The following is an 18,543-nucleotide window of genomic DNA, read 5'->3' as shown; positions in this document are numbered from 1 at the left end:
GGCTTTATTCATCTCTATTGCCAATGACTTCCCGCAATCCTGACCCACTTTATCCACAATTCCACCGTCAAGCGGTGCACTGTAGTTGTAGCAATTGTAGTCGATTAATACAACATATTGGGTCGGCGTGCATTTTAAGTTCTATATGTAGTGATTTGCATCAAGGATGTTTACGATTTTTTTGATGTAGCGCAAAGTAAAAATCGGAGCGTACAGATGACGGGCAGTACAGCCGATTGTAAATTGTAGGTAGAAAATTCTGATTATTTATTCAGCAAAAACAGAAGGGTAAGCTAAGCGTATGTAACAAAGCCCGGCAGCGCTATGCGTACCGGGCCAGAACATAATTGCAAGCTATTTTTGCACCCACCAGACGGCTTCAAAAGGACGTAGCGTCATGTCTGCAGGTTGGCTGGCGACTTCGGCATAGTTGTGCATTAGCACCTGCCAGTTTCCGTCGGTTTGGGTCGGCTGCCAGTTCTGGACGGTATCGCTCAAATTAGCAATCACCAGCAGCCGTTGGCCTTGCCACTCTCGTTGATAGCACCACAGATGCGGGCTGTCCGGCAGCAGATCCTGGTAGTCGCCCCAGGTGATAACTGGCTCCGCTTTGCGTAAGGCGATCAGCTTCTGATAGGTATAGAACACCGAGTCGGTATCACTCAGCGCTGCCGCTACGTTGATATCCGCCGCGTTGTCACACAGATCGATCCACGGCTGACCCGCGGTGAAGCCCGCGTGTTTGCTGGCATCCCATTGCATCGGCGTGCGGCTGTTATCGCGGGATTTGCTGGCGAGGATCGCCAGCAGCTCTTGCGCATCGCGTCCCTGGCCGTTCAGGGTGGCAAACATGTTATGGCTTTCCACATCGCGATAATCGGTAATCTGGCGGAAATGCGGGTTGGTCATGCCAATCTCTTCCCCCTGGTAGATGTAGGGGGTGCCCTGCATGCCATGCAGCACCATCGCCAGCATTTTGGCCGACGGAACGCGGTATTTCCCTTCATCGCCAAAACGCGACACGATGCGCGGCTGATCGTGGTTACACCAGAACAGCGCATTCCAGGCCTGATTGTGCATGCCCTGCTGCCAGTGGCGGAACAGGGTTTTGAGCGCCACATAGTCGGGTTTTGCTAACGACCACTTTTCGCCGTTGGGGTAATCCACTTTCAGGTGGTGGAAGTTAAAGGTCATCGACAGTTCGCTGCCATCGAGTGCTGCGTACTGCTGGCAGTTTTCCAGCGTGGTGGACGACATTTCCCCGACCGTCATCAGGTTGCGGGGTGTGAAGACGTCGCGGTTCATCTCGCGTAAAAATTCATGCGCGCGCGGACCATCGGTATAAAAACGGCGGCCATCGCCGTCAGGATCGTTCGGGAAGTCCTGATCTTTGGAGATAAGATTGACCACGTCGAGACGCAGCCCGTCCACGCCGCGATCGGCCCAGAACTCGCACACTTTCTTAAGCTCGGCACGGACTACCGGGTTCTCCCAATTCAGGTCGGCCTGCTCCGGAGCAAAGAGGTGCAGATAGTACTGCTCGCTTTCGGCGTGCCAACCCCAGGCGTTGCCGCCAAATTTGGAACGCCAGTTATTCGGCGGGCTGTCTGGCGTGCCGTCGCGCCAGAGATAAAACTGACGATACGGGCTGTCTTTATCCAGCGCTTCACGAAACCAGGCGTGCTGAGTTGAGGTGTGGTTAAACACCATATCAAGAATAATACGGATACCGCGCGCTTTTGCCTGCGCTACCAGTTCGTCAAAGTCTGCAAGCGTACCGTAGGACGGATCGACAGACATGTAATCTGCGACGTCGTAGCCGTTATCAACCTGCGGCGAAATATAGAACGGCGTCAGCCAGATGGCATCGACCCCCAGCTTTTGCAGATAGTCGAGACGCTGCGTTACGCCGCGTAAATCGCCGGTGCCGCTGCCGGTGGTGTCCTGAAAACTCTTGGGGTAAACCTGATAGATAACGCCGTTTTGCCACCAGTGGGGAATATTCATGGTTGTTTCCTGGAAATACGTTGGGGCGCAACTGCGCCCCGAAGAAAAGTTAGACAATTTGTAATGTACCCAGACGGTATTTACGCTGGTAAACGAATGAGGTCAGTACCATTGGAATAACAATCGCAATGACCATCGCCATACCAAAGACCTGCCAGTAGGTCGGCTGAATGGAGAGGATGCCCGGCAAGCCGCCGACGCCAATTCCGTTCGCCAACACGCCGTTCAGGCCGCAAAGCAGTCCGGCGAGACCGGAGCCGATCATCGCGCATAGCATCGGGAAGCGGTATTTCAGGTTGATCCCGTACATTGCCGGTTCAGTTACCCCGAGATAAGCGGAGATTGCGGCAGGAACGGAGATTTCACGTTCGTTGTGTTTACGACTGGAGATAATGATCCCGACCACCGCAGAGGCCTGGGCGATATTCGACAGTGCGATCAGCGGCCATACCGGCGTACCGCCCATGCTCTGAATCATCTGCATGTCGATAGCCAGCGTGGTCTGATGCACGCCGGTGATCACCAGCGGTGCGTACAGGAAGCCGAACAGCGCCGCGCCGATCGGGGCAAAGCTTCCGGTCAGCAGATGCCGGACCGCAAACGCGACACCGTCGCCGATCATGCGGCCAAACGGACCGATAAAGGCGTGCGCAAGGAATACCGCAAGGATCAGCGAGCACACCGGGACGATCACCAGATACAGATAATCCGGCACGATGCGTTTCATGCGCGTTTCAATAAATCCGAGCGCCAGTCCGGCCAGCAGTGCCGGAATAACCTGCGCCTGATAGCCGACTTTCTCAATGCTGAACAGGCCGAAGTTCCACACTTCAGGCACCTGCTGGCCGAGCAGATAGGCGTTCATTAACTGCGGAGAAACCAGGGTCACGCCCAGTACAATTCCGAGGATCGGCGTACCGCCCATTTTTTTCACCGCCGACCAGCAGATCCCGACCGGCAGATAGAAGAAGATCGCTTCGCCAATCAGCCACAGGAAGTCATAAAGGGTTTTCAGCGAAGGATGCATCTGCGCCAGCGTCTGCCCGTTGCTCATGGGCAGATCGCCGATCACGTTACGGAAACCTAAGATCAGGCCGCCGCTAATCAGCGCAGGCAGCAGCGGGAAGAAGATCTCCGCAAAATGAGAAATGAGCTGTTCGTGCCATTTCATATTCTGTCGCGCGGCCTTTTTCGCCTGCTCTTTGTCGGCGCTGGCCTGCCCGGTTGTCGCCAACAGCGCCTGGTAGTAGTCGCCCACCTCGGTGCCAATCACCACCTGAAACTGTCCGGCGTTGGTGAAGCAGCCTTTGACCATCGGCAATTGTTCGATCTCTTTCGGCCTGGCATTCGCAGGCTGATTCAGCACAAAACGCAGGCGAGTAATGCAGTGACTCACCGTGGCGATATTGTCGCGCCCGCCTACCAGCTCAATCAGCCGGTCGATGTCTGCTTGTTTTATTTTGCTCATGATGATGTGTGTTCCCCGTAGACCGGAAAAGACGCTGTAGCGTCGTCATTCGGCAACTCTCTCGTTGTTGGCGCCAGAGTATATCGTCGATGAAATTTTAAAAATGGGAACGTTCCCGAAACGCAGCGAAGATCACAAATTAACGCTCAGAAAGCGATCAGGAGAGGGCGGAAGGTATAACGATTTGTCGTGGTTCGCTACGGCCGTTGATCTGCTCGATCAGCTGTGAGGCAGCTTGCCGTCCGGCTTCAGCGTATCCTGGATCGACGGTGATAATTTCCGGATGGAGGAATTTCATCAGCGGCGTGCTGCCCACGCTCGCCAGCTGCAGGTTCTCTATTCGCTGCTCCTGCAAATATTTACTGACCCCAAGGGCGAGGGTATCCGTCGCGCAGACTAAAGCGGTGGTTTCTGGGGTGATGACGTTGGCGGCCTGCTCATAGCCCTGCTTCATGGCCAGACCCGGCAGCGCGGCGACGGGATGCAGTTTGTGTTTCTTACAGAACGCCAGGTAGGCTTCATGGCGGCGCTTACCGGTGGTTACGTCGCTATGAGGAACGCCAAGAAAGCTGATCTGGCGATGCTCGCGATCGTATAAACGCTGCATCAGGGTGCGAATGGCGCCCTCATCGTCATAGCAGACCGAAGCAAAGCCTTTCGCATCTCTTGCCAGCAGCACCAGCGAATCCTGCCAGGAGGCGAGCATGGATTCCGTAATGCCGGTAAAACCAAACAGCACCACGCCGTCAATATTGCGGCGTCTGAGCATGCCGAGGTGCTCCTCAACCAGCTCGGGCGAGAACTGGCTTTCCATCATGATCGGGTCGTAGCCCTGCTCATAAAAGACGGGTAGCATGGTTTGCACCGCGAGATTTTCTGAAAGCGAGTCCAGACGCGTGACGATAATCGCCACCACCTTATCACTTTGACCGCGCATGGCGCGTGCGGAGCGGGAAGGGGAAAAACCGTGCTGGTTCATCACCGCTTCAACGCGTTCGCGCGTGCGTTCGCTCACGCCGCTTTCATTGTTAAGCACACGGGAAACGGTCGATTTTCCCACGCCGCTTAAGCGGGCGATGTCTTTAATTGTCAGCCGGTTTTGCATCCTGTTTTCCCGTGTTGCGTGTGAAGTTATGCCAAATAGAGAATAACTTTACTCAAGCGCGGTGCAATGGGCAAAGTCTGGTATACGTTTGGTTTAGTTTCCATGGTTTATCATATCGCCATAATTGCCACAAACCTTATGGTTTTCTGCGTATAATCCGCAGCGCAAATCATTCACTTACCGGAGGCTATATGGATCCCGATCCCACCCCTCTCCCGAGACGGAGAAACAACCCTTTCCGGTAAGCCTGTCTTTCACTGTCTTACCGGAACAGTAAGACAGTGACGTTCTGACGTCCCTGTTGTGATTTAATAATTGCCATCAGGCAAGGCCTTGCCACGCCTGAAGGATTTACTGCGCCTGTTTATACTGGTGCAGAGGGACTGCCTATGTTCAAAAATATGACTCGCCAGTTGTTTGCCCGACTAAACCGCCATTTACCGCATCGTCTGGTGCATCGCGATCCGTTGCCTAATGCCCAGACCGTTGCCAGCACGCCGATCCCGCCATCGCTGAGCGAACATTGCCTGAAAATGGCCCTGATGGACGAAGAAGCGCTGTGGAAAACGTTCGGCACGCACCCGGAAGGGTTGAACGCCGCGGAAGTGGAAAACGCTCGCGAATTACATGGCGAGAACCAGTTGCCGGCGCAGAAGCCGTCGCCATGGTGGGTGCATCTGTGGGTCTGCTACCGTAACCCGTTTAACATTCTGCTGACCATCCTCGGTGCGATTTCCTATGCCACCGAAGATCTGTTTGCCGCTGGCGTCATCGCGCTGATGGTCGTCATCTCTACGCTGCTGAATTTTGTGCAGGAGGCGCGTTCCACCAAAGCGGCAGATGCGCTGAAAGCGATGGTCAGCAACACCGCCACGGTACTGCGCGTTATTAACGAGAAAGGGGAGAATGGCTGGGTTGAACTGCCGATCGACCAGTTGGTTCCCGGCGATATTATCAAGCTGGCGGCAGGAGATATGATCCCGGCCGATCTGCGCGTGGTGCAGGCGCGTGACCTGTTCGTGGCCCAGGCTTCGCTGACCGGTGAATCGCTGCCGGTGGAGAAAGTTGCAACCAGCCGCGACCCGCAGCAAAGCAACCCGCTGGAATGCGATACCCTGTGCTTTATGGGCACCAACGTGGTGAGCGGCACGGCACAGGCCATCGTGATTTCAACCGGAGCTAATACCTGGTTTGGGCAACTGGCGGGCCGCGTCAGCGAGCAGGAAAGCGAGCAAAATGCATTCCAGAAAGGGATCAGCCGCGTCAGCATGCTGCTGATCCGCTTTATGCTGGTGATGGCGCCCATTGTGCTCATCATCAACGGCTATACCAAAGGCGACTGGTGGGAAGCGGCGCTGTTTGCCCTGTCTGTGGCAGTGGGACTGACCCCGGAAATGCTGCCAATGATCGTCACCTCGACGCTGGCGCGCGGGGCGGTGAAGCTGTCAAAACAAAAGGTCATCGTCAAACACCTCGACGCCATCCAAAACTTTGGCGCAATGGATATCCTGTGCACTGATAAAACCGGTACCCTGACTCAGGATAAAATTGTGCTGGAGAATCATACGGATATCTCAGGAAAGCCCAGCGAACACGTCCTGCATTCTGCGTGGCTGAACAGCCATTATCAGACCGGGCTGAAGAATCTGCTGGATACGGCGGTGCTGGAGGGGGTGGACGAAGAATCAGCCCGCCAGCTCTCAACCCGCTGGCAGAAAATCGATGAGATCCCGTTTGATTTCGAACGCCGCCGCATGTCGGTGGTGGTCGCAGAAGAAACCGATGTGCATCAACTGGTATGTAAAGGCGCGTTGCAGGAGATCCTCAGCGTCTGCACCCAGGTGCGCCACAACGGCGAGATTGTCCCCCTGGATGAGGGCATGCTGCGTCGGGTGAAACGCGTCACCGATACGCTGAATCGTCAGGGGCTGCGCGTAGTGGCGGTGGCCACCAAGTACCTGCCCGCGCGTGAAGGTGATTACCAGCGTATTGATGAGTCGGATCTGATCCTCGAAGGCTATATCGCGTTCCTCGATCCGCCGAAAGAGACCACTGCGCCGGCGCTGAAAGCGCTGAAAGCCAGCGGTATTACGGTGAAAATCCTCACTGGCGATAGCGAGCTGGTGGCGGCGAAAGTGTGTCATGAAGTGGGGCTGGATGCGGGCGATGTGGTTATCGGCAGCAGCATTGAGGGGTTAAGTGACGATGAGCTGGCCCGACTTGCCCAGCGTACCACGCTGTTTGCTCGTCTGACGCCGATGCATAAAGAGCGCATTGTCACGCTGCTCAAGCGCGAAGGTCATGTGGTCGGCTTTATGGGCGATGGCATTAACGACGCCCCGGCGCTGCGCGCTGCGGACATCGGTATCTCCGTTGACGGCGCGGTTGATATTGCGCGTGAAGCTGCTGATATCATCCTGCTGGAAAAGAGTCTGATGGTGCTGGAAGAAGGGGTGATCGAAGGACGCCGTACTTTTTCTAACATGCTGAAGTACATTAAAATGACGGCCAGTTCTAACTTCGGTAACGTGTTTAGCGTGCTGGTGGCGAGCGCCTTCTTACCGTTCCTGCCGATGTTGCCGCTGCACTTACTGATCCAGAACCTGCTGTACGATGTATCCCAGGTGGCGATTCCGTTTGATAATGTCGACGAAGAGCAGATCAAAAAGCCGCAGCGCTGGAATCCCGCTGAATTAGGCCGCTTTATGATCTTCTTTGGACCGATCAGCTCGATCTTCGACATTCTGACATTTTGCCTGATGTGGTTCGTGTTCCATGCTAATACGCCAGAGCATCAGACATTGTTCCAGTCTGGCTGGTTCGTGGTGGGCTTGCTGTCACAAACGCTGATTGTGCATATGATCCGTACCCGTCGCGTGCCGTTCATCCAAAGCCGCGCCGCATGGCCGTTGATGCTAATGACGCTGGTGGTAATGGTGGTGGGCATTGCATTACCGTTCTCGCCGCTGGCCAGCTATCTGCAGTTGCAGGCGCTGCCGCTGAGCTACTTCCCGTGGCTGGTTGCGATTCTGGCGGGTTACATGACATTAACCCAGCTTGTGAAAGGTTTTTATAGCCGCCGCTACGGCTGGCAGTAATCCTCAACTTCTCTTCTGCAGGATGGTGTTAATACCATCCTGCATTTCTCTTTTTCATTCGAAAGATATTCTCCGGAAATATTGGTGTTTTATTTTTATTGAAATACCAACGCGGGCAATTAGTATCAAATCCCCTTCTTTGCGTTGCTTTTTTATCAATAAAACGATCTGCGTTGCAAAAATGAAACAGCGTGCTAAAAATTATAAGCATCTGCGATTTTTTGTGAACACAGTCATCGAAATAAATTGTTACACCAGTTAGTCTGCGCAGGTAACGTCGTTAAGAAAGTTTCTCGCTGCCCGTTTTTAATTCCGGCAGTCATTTGCTCTGCAAGCTATTCCTGTTAATGGATATTATGAACTTCTGGAGAAGGACAAATGAAACTGACAAAAAACCTGTTAAGTCTGTGTATTGGCGCGTCTGTATTACTGGCGAGTCATGCCACGCTGGCACAAACCTTTCGCGCCGCAGATGTGCATCCGGCTGATTACCCGAACGTAGTTGCCGTCAAACATATGGGGGAGAAACTTAGCGCCGCGACCGACGGTCGTCTGGAGATTAAAACATTTCCCGGTGGCGTGTTAGGTGATGAAAAACAGATGATTGAACAGGCGCAATTGGGCGCTATCGATATTATTCGCGTTTCAATGACGCCGGTTGCCGCCATTCTCCCTGAAATTAACGTCTTTACCCTGCCGTATATTTTTCGCGATGAAGACCACCTGCATAAGGTTCTCGACGGCATGATCGGTCAGGAGATTGGCGACCGTCTGACGGCCAACACCAAATCGCGGCTGGTGTTCCTCGGCTGGATGGATGCCGGAACGCGCAATCTAATCACCAAAAATCCGGTGGTGAAACCGGAAGATTTACACGGTATGAAAATCCGCGTTCAAGGAAGTCCGATAGCGCTGGATACCCTGAAAGCGATGGGCGCTAACGCCGTTGTGATGGGCGTCAGTGAAGTATTTAGCGGCATGCAGACCGGCGTTATTGATGGCACGGAAAATAATCCGCCAACGTTTGTTGCGCATAACTATTTGCCGGTCGTGAAAAACTATACCTGGAGCAAACACTTTATTATTCCTGAGCTTTTTCTGTTCTCGAAAGCTAAATGGGATAAGTTGAAAAAAGAAGACCAGGATCTCATTATTAAACTCGCTAAAGAAGCCCAGGTAGAGCAACGCAAACTTTGGCAGGATTATAATGCGAAATCGCTGGAGACCATGAAAGCCAATGGCGTTCAGTTCCACGATATTGATACGGACTATTTCTATAAAGCCACGCAGTCAGTGCGGGATAATTACGGTAAAGACCACCAGGATTTGATCAAACGTATTCAGGATGTGAAGTAATTCATCAGGTGGAGGATATCAACCCTCCGCCTGAATCTTTTGATTAATTCGAGGTGATGATTATGGGTGAATGCTATTCATCGGTAATGGATTTTCTTTATCGAGTGTCAATGTGGATTGCCGGTATCGCATTATTGGTCATGGTCGCCATTATCCCTATTGGCATATTCGCGCGTTATGTTCTGAATAACGCCCTGTCATGGCCAGAACCCGTCGCCATTCTTTGTATGGTGACATTCACCTTTATTGGCGCTGCGGTAAGCTATCGTGCAGGCTCGCATATTGCGGTGAGCATGGTGACTGACCGTTTGGGTGATGCTTCCCGCCGTTATTGTTCGGTAATCGCAGACGTTATGCTGGCGGCGATAAGCCTGTTTATCCTCTGGTACGGAACCAATCTCTGTCTTGAACTGTGGGACCAGCCCGTGGCGGAATTCCCGCTTTTAAGCGCCGGGCAAAACTATCTTCCGTTGCCGATTGGCTCTGCCATAACGCTGCTGTTTATCGCAGAAAAGATTTTCCGTGGTCCGCAGTACCAACGTCCCGTTGTCATGCTGGGATCGACCAGCTAGTTACCGCCCCCATTTCAGAAAGGAAAGCAGATGGATGCATTTATTCTCGTCTTTACGCTCGGCATTATGCTGGCGATTGGGGTACCGGTAGCGTACGCGGTTGGCATTAGCGCCATCATTGGGGCCTGGTATATAGATATTCCGCTGGAAGCGGTAATGATCCAACTGACCAGCGGGGTGAATAAGTTTTCGCTGCTGGCGATCCCATTCTTTATTCTGGCCGGGGCTATTATGGCCGAAGGAGGAATTGCGCGGCGACTGGTGAACTTTGCCTATATTTTCGTTGGCTTTATTCGCGGTGGGCTGTCGCTAGTAAACATTGTGGCATCGACCTTTTTTGGCGCCATTTCCGGATCGTCCGTGGCCGATACCGCGTCCATCGGTTCGGTAATGATCCCGGAGATGGATAAAAAAGGCTATCCGCGCGACTTTGCCGCGGCGGTCACTGCCAGCGGCTCGGTACAGGCGATCCTCACACCGCCCAGTCATAACTCAGTTATCTACTCGCTGGCAACGGGGGGGACGGTGTCGATTGCCGCGCTGTTCATCGCCGGGATCCTGCCGGGCCTGCTGTTAAGCTTCAGCCTGATGGTCATGTGCGTGGCTTTCGCGCACAAACGCGGTTATCCAAAAGGGGAACGCGTACCGTTTCGCCAGGCGCTGAAGATTTTCGTCGATACGCTGTGGGGATTGATGACGGTTGTGATCATCATGGGCGGCATCCTGTCAGGTATCTTTACCGCGACGGAGTCTGCGGCGATTGCCTGCCTGTGGGCCTTCTTTGTCACCATGTTTATCTATCGTGACTATAAATGGTCTGAGCTGCCGAAGCTGATGTTCCGCACGGTGAAAACGGTCACGATCGTCATGATCCTGATAGGCTTTGCCGCTGCGTTCGGTGCCGTCATGACCTATATGCAGTTGCCGATGCGTATCACTGAAGCCTTCACCAGCATCTCGGACAACAAATACGTCATTCTGATGTGCATTAACATCATGCTGCTGCTGATCGGTACGCTGATGGATATGGCGCCGCTGATTCTGATTTTGACGCCGGTTCTGCTGCCGGTGACCAACGCGCTCGGTATTGATCCGGTCCATTTTGGCATGATCATGCTGGTGAACTTAGGGATCGGCCTGATTACGCCGCCGGTAGGGTCGGTGCTGTTTGTGGCCAGTGCGGTGAGTAAGCAGAAAATAGAGCAGGTGGTAAAGGCGATGTTGCCATTCTACCTTGTGCTATTCCTGGTGCTGATGCTCGTGACGTACATTCCGGCGATTTCGCTGTTTCTGCCGAAACTGTTTGGTGTGATGTGATAAATGCCCGGTGGCGCTCGCGCTTACCGGGCCTGTAAACTACCCGTGCGTTGGCCGGACGAGGCGAAACCGCCATCCGGCGCAAGGAGGCTTAGCGACGAACGGCGATCGCTTCAATCTCGATTTTCACGTCTTTCGGCAGACGGGCAACTTCTACGCAAGAACGCGCAGGGAAAGTCGCGTTGTGCTCGGTGAAGAATGCTTCGTAGGTCGCGTTTACGGTTGCGAAATCGTTCAGGTCTTTAACGAAAACGGTCGTTTTTACGATGTCGCCCACTTTCAGGCCTGCTGCTTCAACGATAGCTTTTACGTTTTCCAGCGACTGACGTGCCTGAGCGGACACGTCTTCCGCTACGGCACCGGTTTTCGGATCGACCGGGATCTGACCGGAAGTGATTACCATGCTACCCAGGTCAACGCCCTGAACGTATGGGCCGATTGCTGCTGGTGCATTTTCCGTCGCGATAGTCTTGCTCATGATTTCTCCTGAATTACAGCGGTAGTAGAATGTTCCCGGCCATTATAGAGAGGCCACATTTCATAACCAACCCCAATTAGTTGGCCAGTACCACATAATGCGAAAACTCTTTTTCACAGTATTTGCATTTGAGTGCGATGTCATCAGCGCGCTTTTTCACTGCAAAACTGGAAGATACTGGTTCAGCATGGCTGATGCAGTTGCTGTTCGGGCAAACCAGCACGTTGTCGATACGATCAGGCAGGCTCGGGCGTGATTTACCCACGACATCATAATCGTCAATGCGGTTTACCGTTGCCTGCGGGGCATACAGGGAGAGCTGGTTTACCTGCTCGTCGGTCAGGAACGTATTTTCAATCTTTATCAGATCTTTACGGCCCATCTCGCCAGACGGCAGGTTCAGGCCGATGGTGATGCGTTGGTCGGTTTCCGTCAGTTTGAACAGCGTCAGCAGCTTAAAACCAACCTGCGCGGGAATATGGTCAATCACGGTGCCACGTTTGATGGCTTCAACCTGCAGTTTGTTATCGTGTGTCATCTCTTTTTCTCCCTTACAGTGCCAGTTCGCTATTCAGTACCAGTGCCAGTAACGCCTGGCGGGCGAAGATGCCGTTGCCAGCCTGCTGGAAATACCAGGCGTGCGGCGTCTTATCGACGTCGGTGGTGATTTCATCGATGCGCGGCAGTGGATGCAGCACCTTCATGTTCGCTCTGGCGCCGTTCAAATCGCTGGCGCGCAGGACAAACTGTGCTTTCACGTTGGCGTATTCGGACGGGTCCAGACGCTCTTTCTGTACGCGGGTCATGTAGAGGATATCGACCTCCGCCATCACCTCTTCGATAGTGCCGTGCAGGCTCCAGGCGATACCTTTTTCGTTCAGCATATCCAGAATGTATTGCGGCATGGCCAGCGCGTCCGGGGCGATGAAGTAGAAGCGGTTACCTTCGAACTTCGCCAGCGCCTGGGTCAGGGAGTGGACGGTACGGCCATATTTCAGGTCACCCACCATGGCGATTTGCAGATTGTCCAGGCGACCCTGAGTTTCCTGAATGGTAAACAGGTCCAGCAGCGTTTGGGTGGGATGCTGGTTGGAGCCGTCGCCAGCGTTCAGTACCGGAACGTTGCCGGAGAACTCCGTTGCCAGACGCGCGGCGCCTTCCTGCGGATGACGCATGACGATGGCGTCGACATAGGTGCTGATGACGGAAATGGTATCGGCCAGGGTTTCGCCTTTTTTGCCCAGCGACGTGTTGCTGCTGTCAGAAAAACCCACCACGCTGGCGCCCAGGCGGTGCATGGAGGTTTCAAAGGATAAACGGGTACGGGTTGACGCCTCAAAGAAGCAGCTGGCGATCACCTTATGCTTTAACAGCTCCGGCTGCGGGTTAGCTTTTAATTTCGCCGCCGTCGCGAGGACCAGACTGAGGTCGTCGCGGCTGAGGTCGTTTATGGAAATGATGTGTTTTTGATAGAGCGGGTTAGCCATGTTTATCTCCTGACGCCTGGGCAAAAAAAAAGCCCCTCAATTGAGGGGCTCGGAATGGGTGATCAACGGAAAGAAAAACGGCAGGCCAGCGTCCTTTTTCAGACGCGGTAAGACAAAATGTCGTACACACTGAACCATACATCCTCCCGGCAAATTGTCCGCGATTATACTCAGCTCCGTTATGGGATCAAGCGGAAAATGCACAATTTATTCACCGCAAACGGTTCTTATGAATTTTAATTCATTTTAAATAGATAGTTAATCTGTTTGTGCACCAGCCCCGTTCGCTGCACTACTCGCGGCGCAACCCAGACAATACTGCTGCCAGCGATGACCCCCAGAATCTCTGGTAACGCGTGGTAATCGAGGATTCTGGCAACGGCACGGCCATAACCTGCTGCCGTGTGAATGAGGATAAACTCGCTATTATGTTCCACGCTGACCACCATTTCAGCAATCGATCGGGCAGCATCGGGAGCGGGTCGTGATTGCGGATTTACAGAATAAATTTTTTGCCCTTTTGTATTTCTTATTTTTATAGCCCCGAGCAGTTTCAGCAGACGGGATACCGTTGACTGGCTAATTCCGGTAAAACCATGCTGTTGGAGATCGCGGCGAAGCGCTTCCTGGGACAGGTAGCTTTTTTCAGTAATCAGGCGCTGACAAATCGCCAGTTGTTTCTGCTCTTTGGTCGAGTAATCATCGAATTCCTTCATAAATACACCCTAAATTTATCATTTGTATCAATGTGATGGCGAAATTCACCACATTTGCAGTATCAATAACGGCTCAAACGGGCGGTTGTGCAGAAAAACGAGAGTGCGCTCAAAAAAGCCGTCGGGATCCGACGGCTAAAAGGGCTACAACATCGCGCCGATACTCAGAACGGCCATGTTCAGTAACGTCAAAATGAGCAGGAGCGGGGCGACCCATTTCAGGTATCGCACGTAAGGAACGCGGGCGATGGCCAGCCCGCCCATCACAACTGCTGAGGTGGGCGTAATCAGATTCACAATGCCGGAAGCGGATTGATACGCGGTGACGACCAGATCCCTGGGGACATGCGCGAAGTCGGCCAGCGGGGCCATAATGGGCATGGTGAGGACAGCCAAACCCGAAGAGGAAGGGACCAGGAAGGAGAGCAAAACTTCCAGCCAGTAGGTCACATTGATGAAAATGGTGGTGGAAAGTCCGGAGACGACATTTTCCGCACTGTGCAGGATAGTATGGGTGATCATGCCGTTATCCATCACCACTACGATGCCGCGTGCAATACCGATAATTAGCGCGACGCCAAGCAGGTCACGTGCCCCGTCAATGAATGTGCCAGTAAATTCCTCCTCACTCATGCGGGCGATGACGCCGACGATAATCGCAGATGCCAGAAAAACCCCGGAAATTTCTGCCATCCACCAACCGAGCACCGCCACCCCATAGATCATAACCGCAAAGGCAGCGGCGAAAATCAGCAGGATCCATTTACGCGTTGTTGTGAATTCAAGATTGGTATTGGCGCGACTACCGAGAAAATGGACGCGGTTTTCCTCCATTTTATCTGCCACGATGGAGAGTTCAGGATGGCTGCGAACTTTCCGTGCATAGCGCATGACCCACACCACGCAGATAACATACCCGACGACCAGCAGCAGAATGCGCATCAGCATTCCCTGGGTGAAGGGGATCCCGGCGGCGTTAGCCGCGATAACCGTTGCGAAAGGGTTGATTGTCGAGCCGAGTGTGCCAATGCCTGCGCCGAGCAGAACGGTGGCGGCGGCAACCAACGGATCAAAGCGTGCGGCCATCATTACCGGAACCAGCAATGTGTAGAATGGGAGTGATTCCTCCGCCATCCCGTAAATCGTACCTCCGGCGGCGAAAAGTCCCATCAGAATGGGGATCATCCACTCCTCTTTACCGTTCAACCTGACCGTCACGCGCTCGATACCTGCGTCGATGGCACCTGTTTTATTTACTACGCCGAGAAACCCACCAATAATCAGGACAAACAACGCCACATCAATTGCGCCTGCGGTATAGGTTTCGTGGTTGTAAAGACCGTCAATCGGGGCCAGCAGTACAGCGGTAAAACCTTGCGGGTGCGCTTCTGTGGGGGCATAAGTCCCGGCAACCGGCACTTCTTTACCCAGGGTCGCATTCATCGCCATCTGGTATTTCCCTGCCGGGACTATCCAGGTCATAACCGCGACGAGCGCAATGAGAATAAACAGGATGGTATATGCACTGGGAAATTTGAATTTGCCCATGATGTTCTCCGGATAGCTTGGGCATATGCCGTCAGGCGACATATGCCCGCTGGGGTTAGTCGCCGAGGGTCGCTACCATTACCGCTTTAATGGTATGCATCCGGTTCTCTGCTTCGTCGAAGACGATTGAATGCGCTGATTCAAAAACCTCTTCCGTGACTTCAAGCCCTTTCAGGCCGTAGGCCATTTCAATTTCACGTCCAACTTTTGTGTGCTCGTTATGGAAGGCGGGCAGACAGTGCATAAATTTCACATTGGGGTTACCGGTTGCGTTGATGACCCGTTGGTTAATCTGATAGGGCGTCATCAGACTTACGCGTTCTGCCCAGGCTTCTTTGGGTTCGCCCATAGAGACCCAGACATCGGTGTAGAGGAAATCGACGTCGTATACGCCTTCCTCGACATCCTCTGTGAGCGTAATGCGCGCGCCCGTCACGCCGGCGATTTCACGGCATTCGGCAACCAGTTTTTCATCCGGCCAGAAGGATTTAGGGGCGACGAGGCGGATGTCCATCCCCATTTTCGCCGCGCCTACCATCAGCGAATTACCCATGTTATTGCGGGCGTCACCGAGGTAGGCGAAGCTCAGTTCAGGTAAGGTTTTGCCCGGCGCGTGTTCCAGCATGGTCATCAGATCCGCGAGGATCTGCGTAGGGTGAAATTCATTGGTCAGTCCATTCCATACCGGAACCCCGGCAAATTGCCCCAGTTCCTCGACAATGTCCTGACCGTATCCGCGGTACTCAATGCCGTCGTACATGCGGCCTAGCACGCGGGCGGTATCTTTCATCGATTCTTTGTGACCGATCTGCGATCCGCTTGGGCCGAGATAGGTCACCTGTGCGCCCTGATCGAAAGCGCCGACTTCAAAGGCGCAGCGGGTGCGGGTTGAGGTTTTTTCGAAGATCAGCGCGATATTTTTACCCACCAGCGTCTGTCTTTCGCGCCCGGCCTTTTTTGCCGTTTTTAACTCGATAGCCAGATCGATCAGGTACTGGATTTCCGTCGGAGTGTAATCCAGCAGTTTGAGAAAATTGCGATTCTTCAGGTTAACAGTCATGAAAATGTCCTTATGTAGGCCGGATATGGCGCAGGCGCCGTCCGGCAAAAAAGCCCTAAGCGTTAGCGTCGGTGGTTTCGAGCCGAATGAGCGTGCCTTTGTCTCCGGCGAGGATGGCCGAACCGTCGGCCAATGAGCCGATGCCTGCTATTCCGTGACAGCGAGAGACAAATTCCGCGCAGGCGGTAACTTTGGGGCCCATTGAACCGGCGTCGAATTGCATTTCACCGAGCAGTTCCGGAGTAACCTGGGTCAGCGGGCGCTGAGTAGGTTTGCCCCAGTCGAGGTACACGGCATCAGCGTCAGTCAAGATCAGCAGCGCATCGGCGTTGATTTGGCTGGCGAGCAGGGCAGCGGAGAGATCTTTGTCGATCACCGCTTCAATACCGTGGTAGCCATCGGCTTTTTCCACCACCGGTACACCGCCGCCGCCGTTGCAGATAACCAAATGATCGCGGGCGATCAATGTGCGAATAGCGTCACTTTCAACGATACGTTTGGGTTGTGGAGAGGGCACAACGCGGCGGAACGCTTGACCATCAGCTTTGAAAACCCAGCCTTTTTCCGCCTGCAATGCGTTGGCCTGGGGGGCATCGTAAATCGGCCCGATATATTTAGTGGGATTGCTGAAAGCCGGATCGTGAGCATCGACTTCAACCTGAGTCAGCAGCACACTAATTTCACGCTGTGGAAGCTGGTTTTTCAGCGCCTGTTGCAGCATATAGCCAATCATTCCCTGACTTTCCGCGCCGAGAATGTCGAGCGGATAGGGGGTGACGCTGGCATACGCGCTGTTTTGCAACGCCAAAAGTCCAACCTGGGGGCCATTGCCGTGTACCAGGATCACGCGCCATTGCTGCGTGAGTTGAGCGATAGTTTTTGCTGCCAGCTCAATATTCTTGCGTTGGATGTCAGCTTCCAGCGGCTCGCCGCGTTTAAGTAATGCATTGCCGCCCAGAGCCACAACCAGGGTAGGTTTGTTTTCCATGACTTTTCCTTAAATACCGTCGCGTTCCAGTGGGCAGCTCATGCAGCGTGCGCCGCCGCGTCCGCGTCCAAGTTCGTCGCCAGGAATGGGTAAAACGGTGATGCCGGCTTTGTCGTATTTCTCGTTGGTCCAGATGTTGCGCTCGTAGCCCACGACCACACCGGGGCGAAGCGTCAGGACGTTGTTGGCGTCATTCCACTGTTCACGTTCGGCTTCGAAGGCGTCACCTCCGGTGGTGATCAGCCGAATTTGGTCGAGGCCCAGCGCTTTCTCGAGAGCATGGAGCAGCGTATTTTCCGGCGTCCTTTTCAGGCCGCCGCGCCCGTCTGGTGTCAGGGTCCAGCACTGCACATCAGGACGCACGACTTCCGGGTAGACGGAGAAGGTATCGATATCGATGTGGGTCATTACGGTATCGAGATGCATGCAGGAGCGATGTTTAGGCAGTTCGACCGCAATGACGCGTTCTGCCTGGCGATGGCTGAATAGCGACTGGGCAAGGAACTCGATTCCTTGCGGCGTTGTGCGTTCCGACATACCGATGAGAACCGCGCCGCGACCAATGACCAGCACATCTCCACCTTCTAATGTGGCGTGGTCGTAATTAATATTTTCATCGCCGAAATATTTAATAAATTCACCATCGGCAAATTGGGGGTGCCAACGGTAGATCGCCCTTAGGTTATTGGTTTCTCTTTGTCGCGCGGTTTTAGCCATTGGGTTAATGGACACACCGTTATATATCCAGCATGAGGTGTCGCGGGTAAATAAGTGGTTTGGTAATGGCTTCATAATGAAATCATTAATATCGTGAGTATCGACCACCATATTTTTGATTGAGGCAGGAATTTCTCCGTAGGTTAGCCCACCGCTTAAATGCCGGGCGAGTTCCCGATGCTGCATATCTGCAAGCCAGGCGCGAATATCCGTGGCGAAAGCGGGGCCAAGGCGATAATCAGAAATTTGTGTATCCAACAGCCAGTTTTTGGCATCAGGGATATCCAGGGTTTGTGTCAATAAATCAGTCAGTAACAGAACCTCAATTCCCTGTTCACGCAACGTGTTGGCGAATATGTCATGCTCTTCTCCTGCACGTTCTACCGAAAGAACATCATCAAAAAGCAGTTCCTGACAATTTGACGGCGTCAGCCTTTTTAGGCTGAGGTTAGGGCGGTGTAGCATCACGCTACGTAATTGACCGATTTCCGACCCGACATAATGCTTTTCCATCATTATTCCTTTAATACTATTTTAAAAAATAAAGAGGAGATGCCTGCAAATAATATTTATCGCAGTCATGATTTTTCAGCTGATTTCAGAATCTATATTTAGATCTTATTTGA

Annotated in this window: 18 protein-coding genes; 6 read left to right on the top strand and 12 right to left on the bottom strand. The window is 53.3% G+C overall.

Annotation, left to right across the window (positions count from 1 at the left end; all coding sequences use genetic code 11):
- Window positions 1–354: 354 nt before the first annotated feature.
- From treC to treR, 3 genes are all read right to left on the bottom strand, one after another.
- Entirely contained in the window at window positions 355–2,007 is a 1,653-nt protein-coding gene (gene treC / locus WHR59_RS20995) for an alpha,alpha-phosphotrehalase (RefSeq protein WP_338843439.1), read from the bottom strand.
- Window positions 2,008–2,056: 49 nt separating this feature from the next.
- A complete protein-coding gene (gene treB, locus WHR59_RS20990; RefSeq protein WP_043018236.1) occupies window positions 2,057–3,475 on the bottom strand; it encodes a PTS trehalose transporter subunit IIBC in 1,419 nt (472 codons plus the stop codon).
- A 157-nt stretch (window positions 3,476–3,632) separates the two neighbouring features.
- Window positions 3,633–4,580: a trehalose operon repressor TreR gene (gene treR, locus WHR59_RS20985; protein WP_043018237.1), complete on the bottom strand. Its 948-nt coding sequence runs from the start codon at window positions 4,578–4,580 to the stop codon at window positions 3,633–3,635.
- A 191-nt stretch (window positions 4,581–4,771) separates the two neighbouring features.
- On the opposite strand from treR, the gene mgtL reads away from it, so the two are divergent.
- The 5 genes from mgtL (at window position 4,772) to WHR59_RS20965 (ending at window position 10,923) form a co-directional block, all read left to right on the top strand.
- Complete coding sequence (gene mgtL, locus WHR59_RS24530; protein WP_191229402.1) at window positions 4,772–4,825, top strand: mgtA regulatory leader peptide MgtL; 54 nt, start codon at window positions 4,772–4,774, stop codon at window positions 4,823–4,825.
- Window positions 4,826–4,969: 144 nt separating this feature from the next.
- Window positions 4,970–7,678, top strand: coding sequence for a magnesium-translocating P-type ATPase (mgtA, locus tag WHR59_RS20980; RefSeq protein WP_075145280.1), 2,709 nt, complete (start codon window positions 4,970–4,972; stop codon window positions 7,676–7,678).
- Between the two features lie 378 nt (window positions 7,679–8,056).
- Window positions 8,057–9,034, top strand: a complete 978-nt coding sequence (locus tag WHR59_RS20975; protein ID WP_043018239.1) for a TRAP transporter substrate-binding protein — start codon at window positions 8,057–8,059, stop codon at window positions 9,032–9,034.
- Window positions 9,035–9,096: 62 nt separating this feature from the next.
- On the top strand, window positions 9,097–9,606 hold the full coding sequence (locus WHR59_RS20970) for a TRAP transporter small permease (protein ID WP_172862623.1): 510 nt from the start codon (window positions 9,097–9,099) through the stop codon (window positions 9,604–9,606).
- Window positions 9,607–9,636: 30 nt separating this feature from the next.
- The gene (locus WHR59_RS20965) at window positions 9,637–10,923 is read left to right on the top strand and encodes a TRAP transporter large permease (protein WP_003839607.1); all 1,287 of its coding nucleotides are present in this window, start codon (window positions 9,637–9,639) and stop codon (window positions 10,921–10,923) included.
- Window positions 10,924–11,014: 91 nt separating this feature from the next.
- Here the strand turns inward: WHR59_RS20965 and ridA are convergent, their stop codons facing one another.
- The 4 genes from ridA to pyrL all read right to left on the bottom strand — a co-directional run bounded on the left by ridA (window position 11,015) and on the right by pyrL (window position 13,026).
- Window positions 11,015–11,401 (bottom strand): 2-iminobutanoate/2-iminopropanoate deaminase, encoded by a 387-nt coding sequence (gene ridA, locus WHR59_RS20960; RefSeq protein WP_000047544.1) that lies wholly within the window; start codon window positions 11,399–11,401, stop codon window positions 11,015–11,017.
- A gap of 76 nt (window positions 11,402–11,477) precedes the next feature.
- Window positions 11,478–11,939, bottom strand: a complete 462-nt coding sequence (gene pyrI / locus WHR59_RS20955) for an aspartate carbamoyltransferase regulatory subunit (RefSeq protein WP_043018241.1) — start codon at window positions 11,937–11,939, stop codon at window positions 11,478–11,480.
- A 13-nt stretch (window positions 11,940–11,952) separates the two neighbouring features.
- Window positions 11,953–12,888, bottom strand: a complete 936-nt coding sequence (gene pyrB / locus WHR59_RS20950; protein ID WP_172862624.1) for an aspartate carbamoyltransferase — start codon at window positions 12,886–12,888, stop codon at window positions 11,953–11,955.
- A gap of 36 nt (window positions 12,889–12,924) precedes the next feature.
- Entirely contained in the window at window positions 12,925–13,026 is a 102-nt protein-coding gene (pyrL, locus tag WHR59_RS20945) for a pyr operon leader peptide (RefSeq protein ID WP_003025819.1), read from the bottom strand.
- On the opposite strand from pyrL, the gene WHR59_RS20940 reads away from it, so the two are divergent.
- Entirely contained in the window at window positions 13,006–13,128 is a 123-nt protein-coding gene (locus tag WHR59_RS20940) for a hypothetical protein (RefSeq protein ID WP_085951582.1), read from the top strand. The genes pyrL and WHR59_RS20940 overlap by 21 nt on opposite strands.
- Here WHR59_RS20940 and WHR59_RS20935 read toward each other — a convergent pair.
- From WHR59_RS20935 to arcA, 5 genes are all read right to left on the bottom strand, one after another.
- On the bottom strand, window positions 13,125–13,604 hold the full coding sequence (locus WHR59_RS20935) for an arginine repressor (RefSeq protein ID WP_043018242.1): 480 nt from the start codon (window positions 13,602–13,604) through the stop codon (window positions 13,125–13,127). The genes WHR59_RS20940 and WHR59_RS20935 overlap by 4 nt on opposite strands.
- A gap of 144 nt (window positions 13,605–13,748) precedes the next feature.
- Window positions 13,749–15,152, bottom strand: coding sequence for a YfcC family protein (locus WHR59_RS20930; protein WP_043018243.1), 1,404 nt, complete (start codon window positions 15,150–15,152; stop codon window positions 13,749–13,751).
- 55 nt (window positions 15,153–15,207) lie between these two features.
- Window positions 15,208–16,212, bottom strand: a complete 1,005-nt coding sequence (gene argF, locus WHR59_RS20925) for an ornithine carbamoyltransferase (protein WP_047406573.1) — start codon at window positions 16,210–16,212, stop codon at window positions 15,208–15,210.
- Between the two features lie 55 nt (window positions 16,213–16,267).
- Window positions 16,268–17,200, bottom strand: a complete 933-nt coding sequence (gene arcC / locus WHR59_RS20920) for a carbamate kinase (protein WP_172862625.1) — start codon at window positions 17,198–17,200, stop codon at window positions 16,268–16,270.
- Window positions 17,201–17,209: 9 nt separating this feature from the next.
- On the bottom strand, window positions 17,210–18,430 hold the full coding sequence (gene arcA / locus WHR59_RS20915) for an arginine deiminase (protein WP_087052243.1): 1,221 nt from the start codon (window positions 18,428–18,430) through the stop codon (window positions 17,210–17,212).
- Window positions 18,431–18,543: the final 113 nt, after the last annotated feature.

The organism is Citrobacter europaeus, from assembly GCF_037482245.1.
Taxonomy (GTDB): Bacteria; Pseudomonadota; Gammaproteobacteria; order Enterobacterales; family Enterobacteriaceae; genus Citrobacter; species Citrobacter europaeus.
The sequence above is the reverse complement of the archived record's forward strand: the minus strand, read 5'-3'. Positions and strand labels throughout refer to the sequence as shown.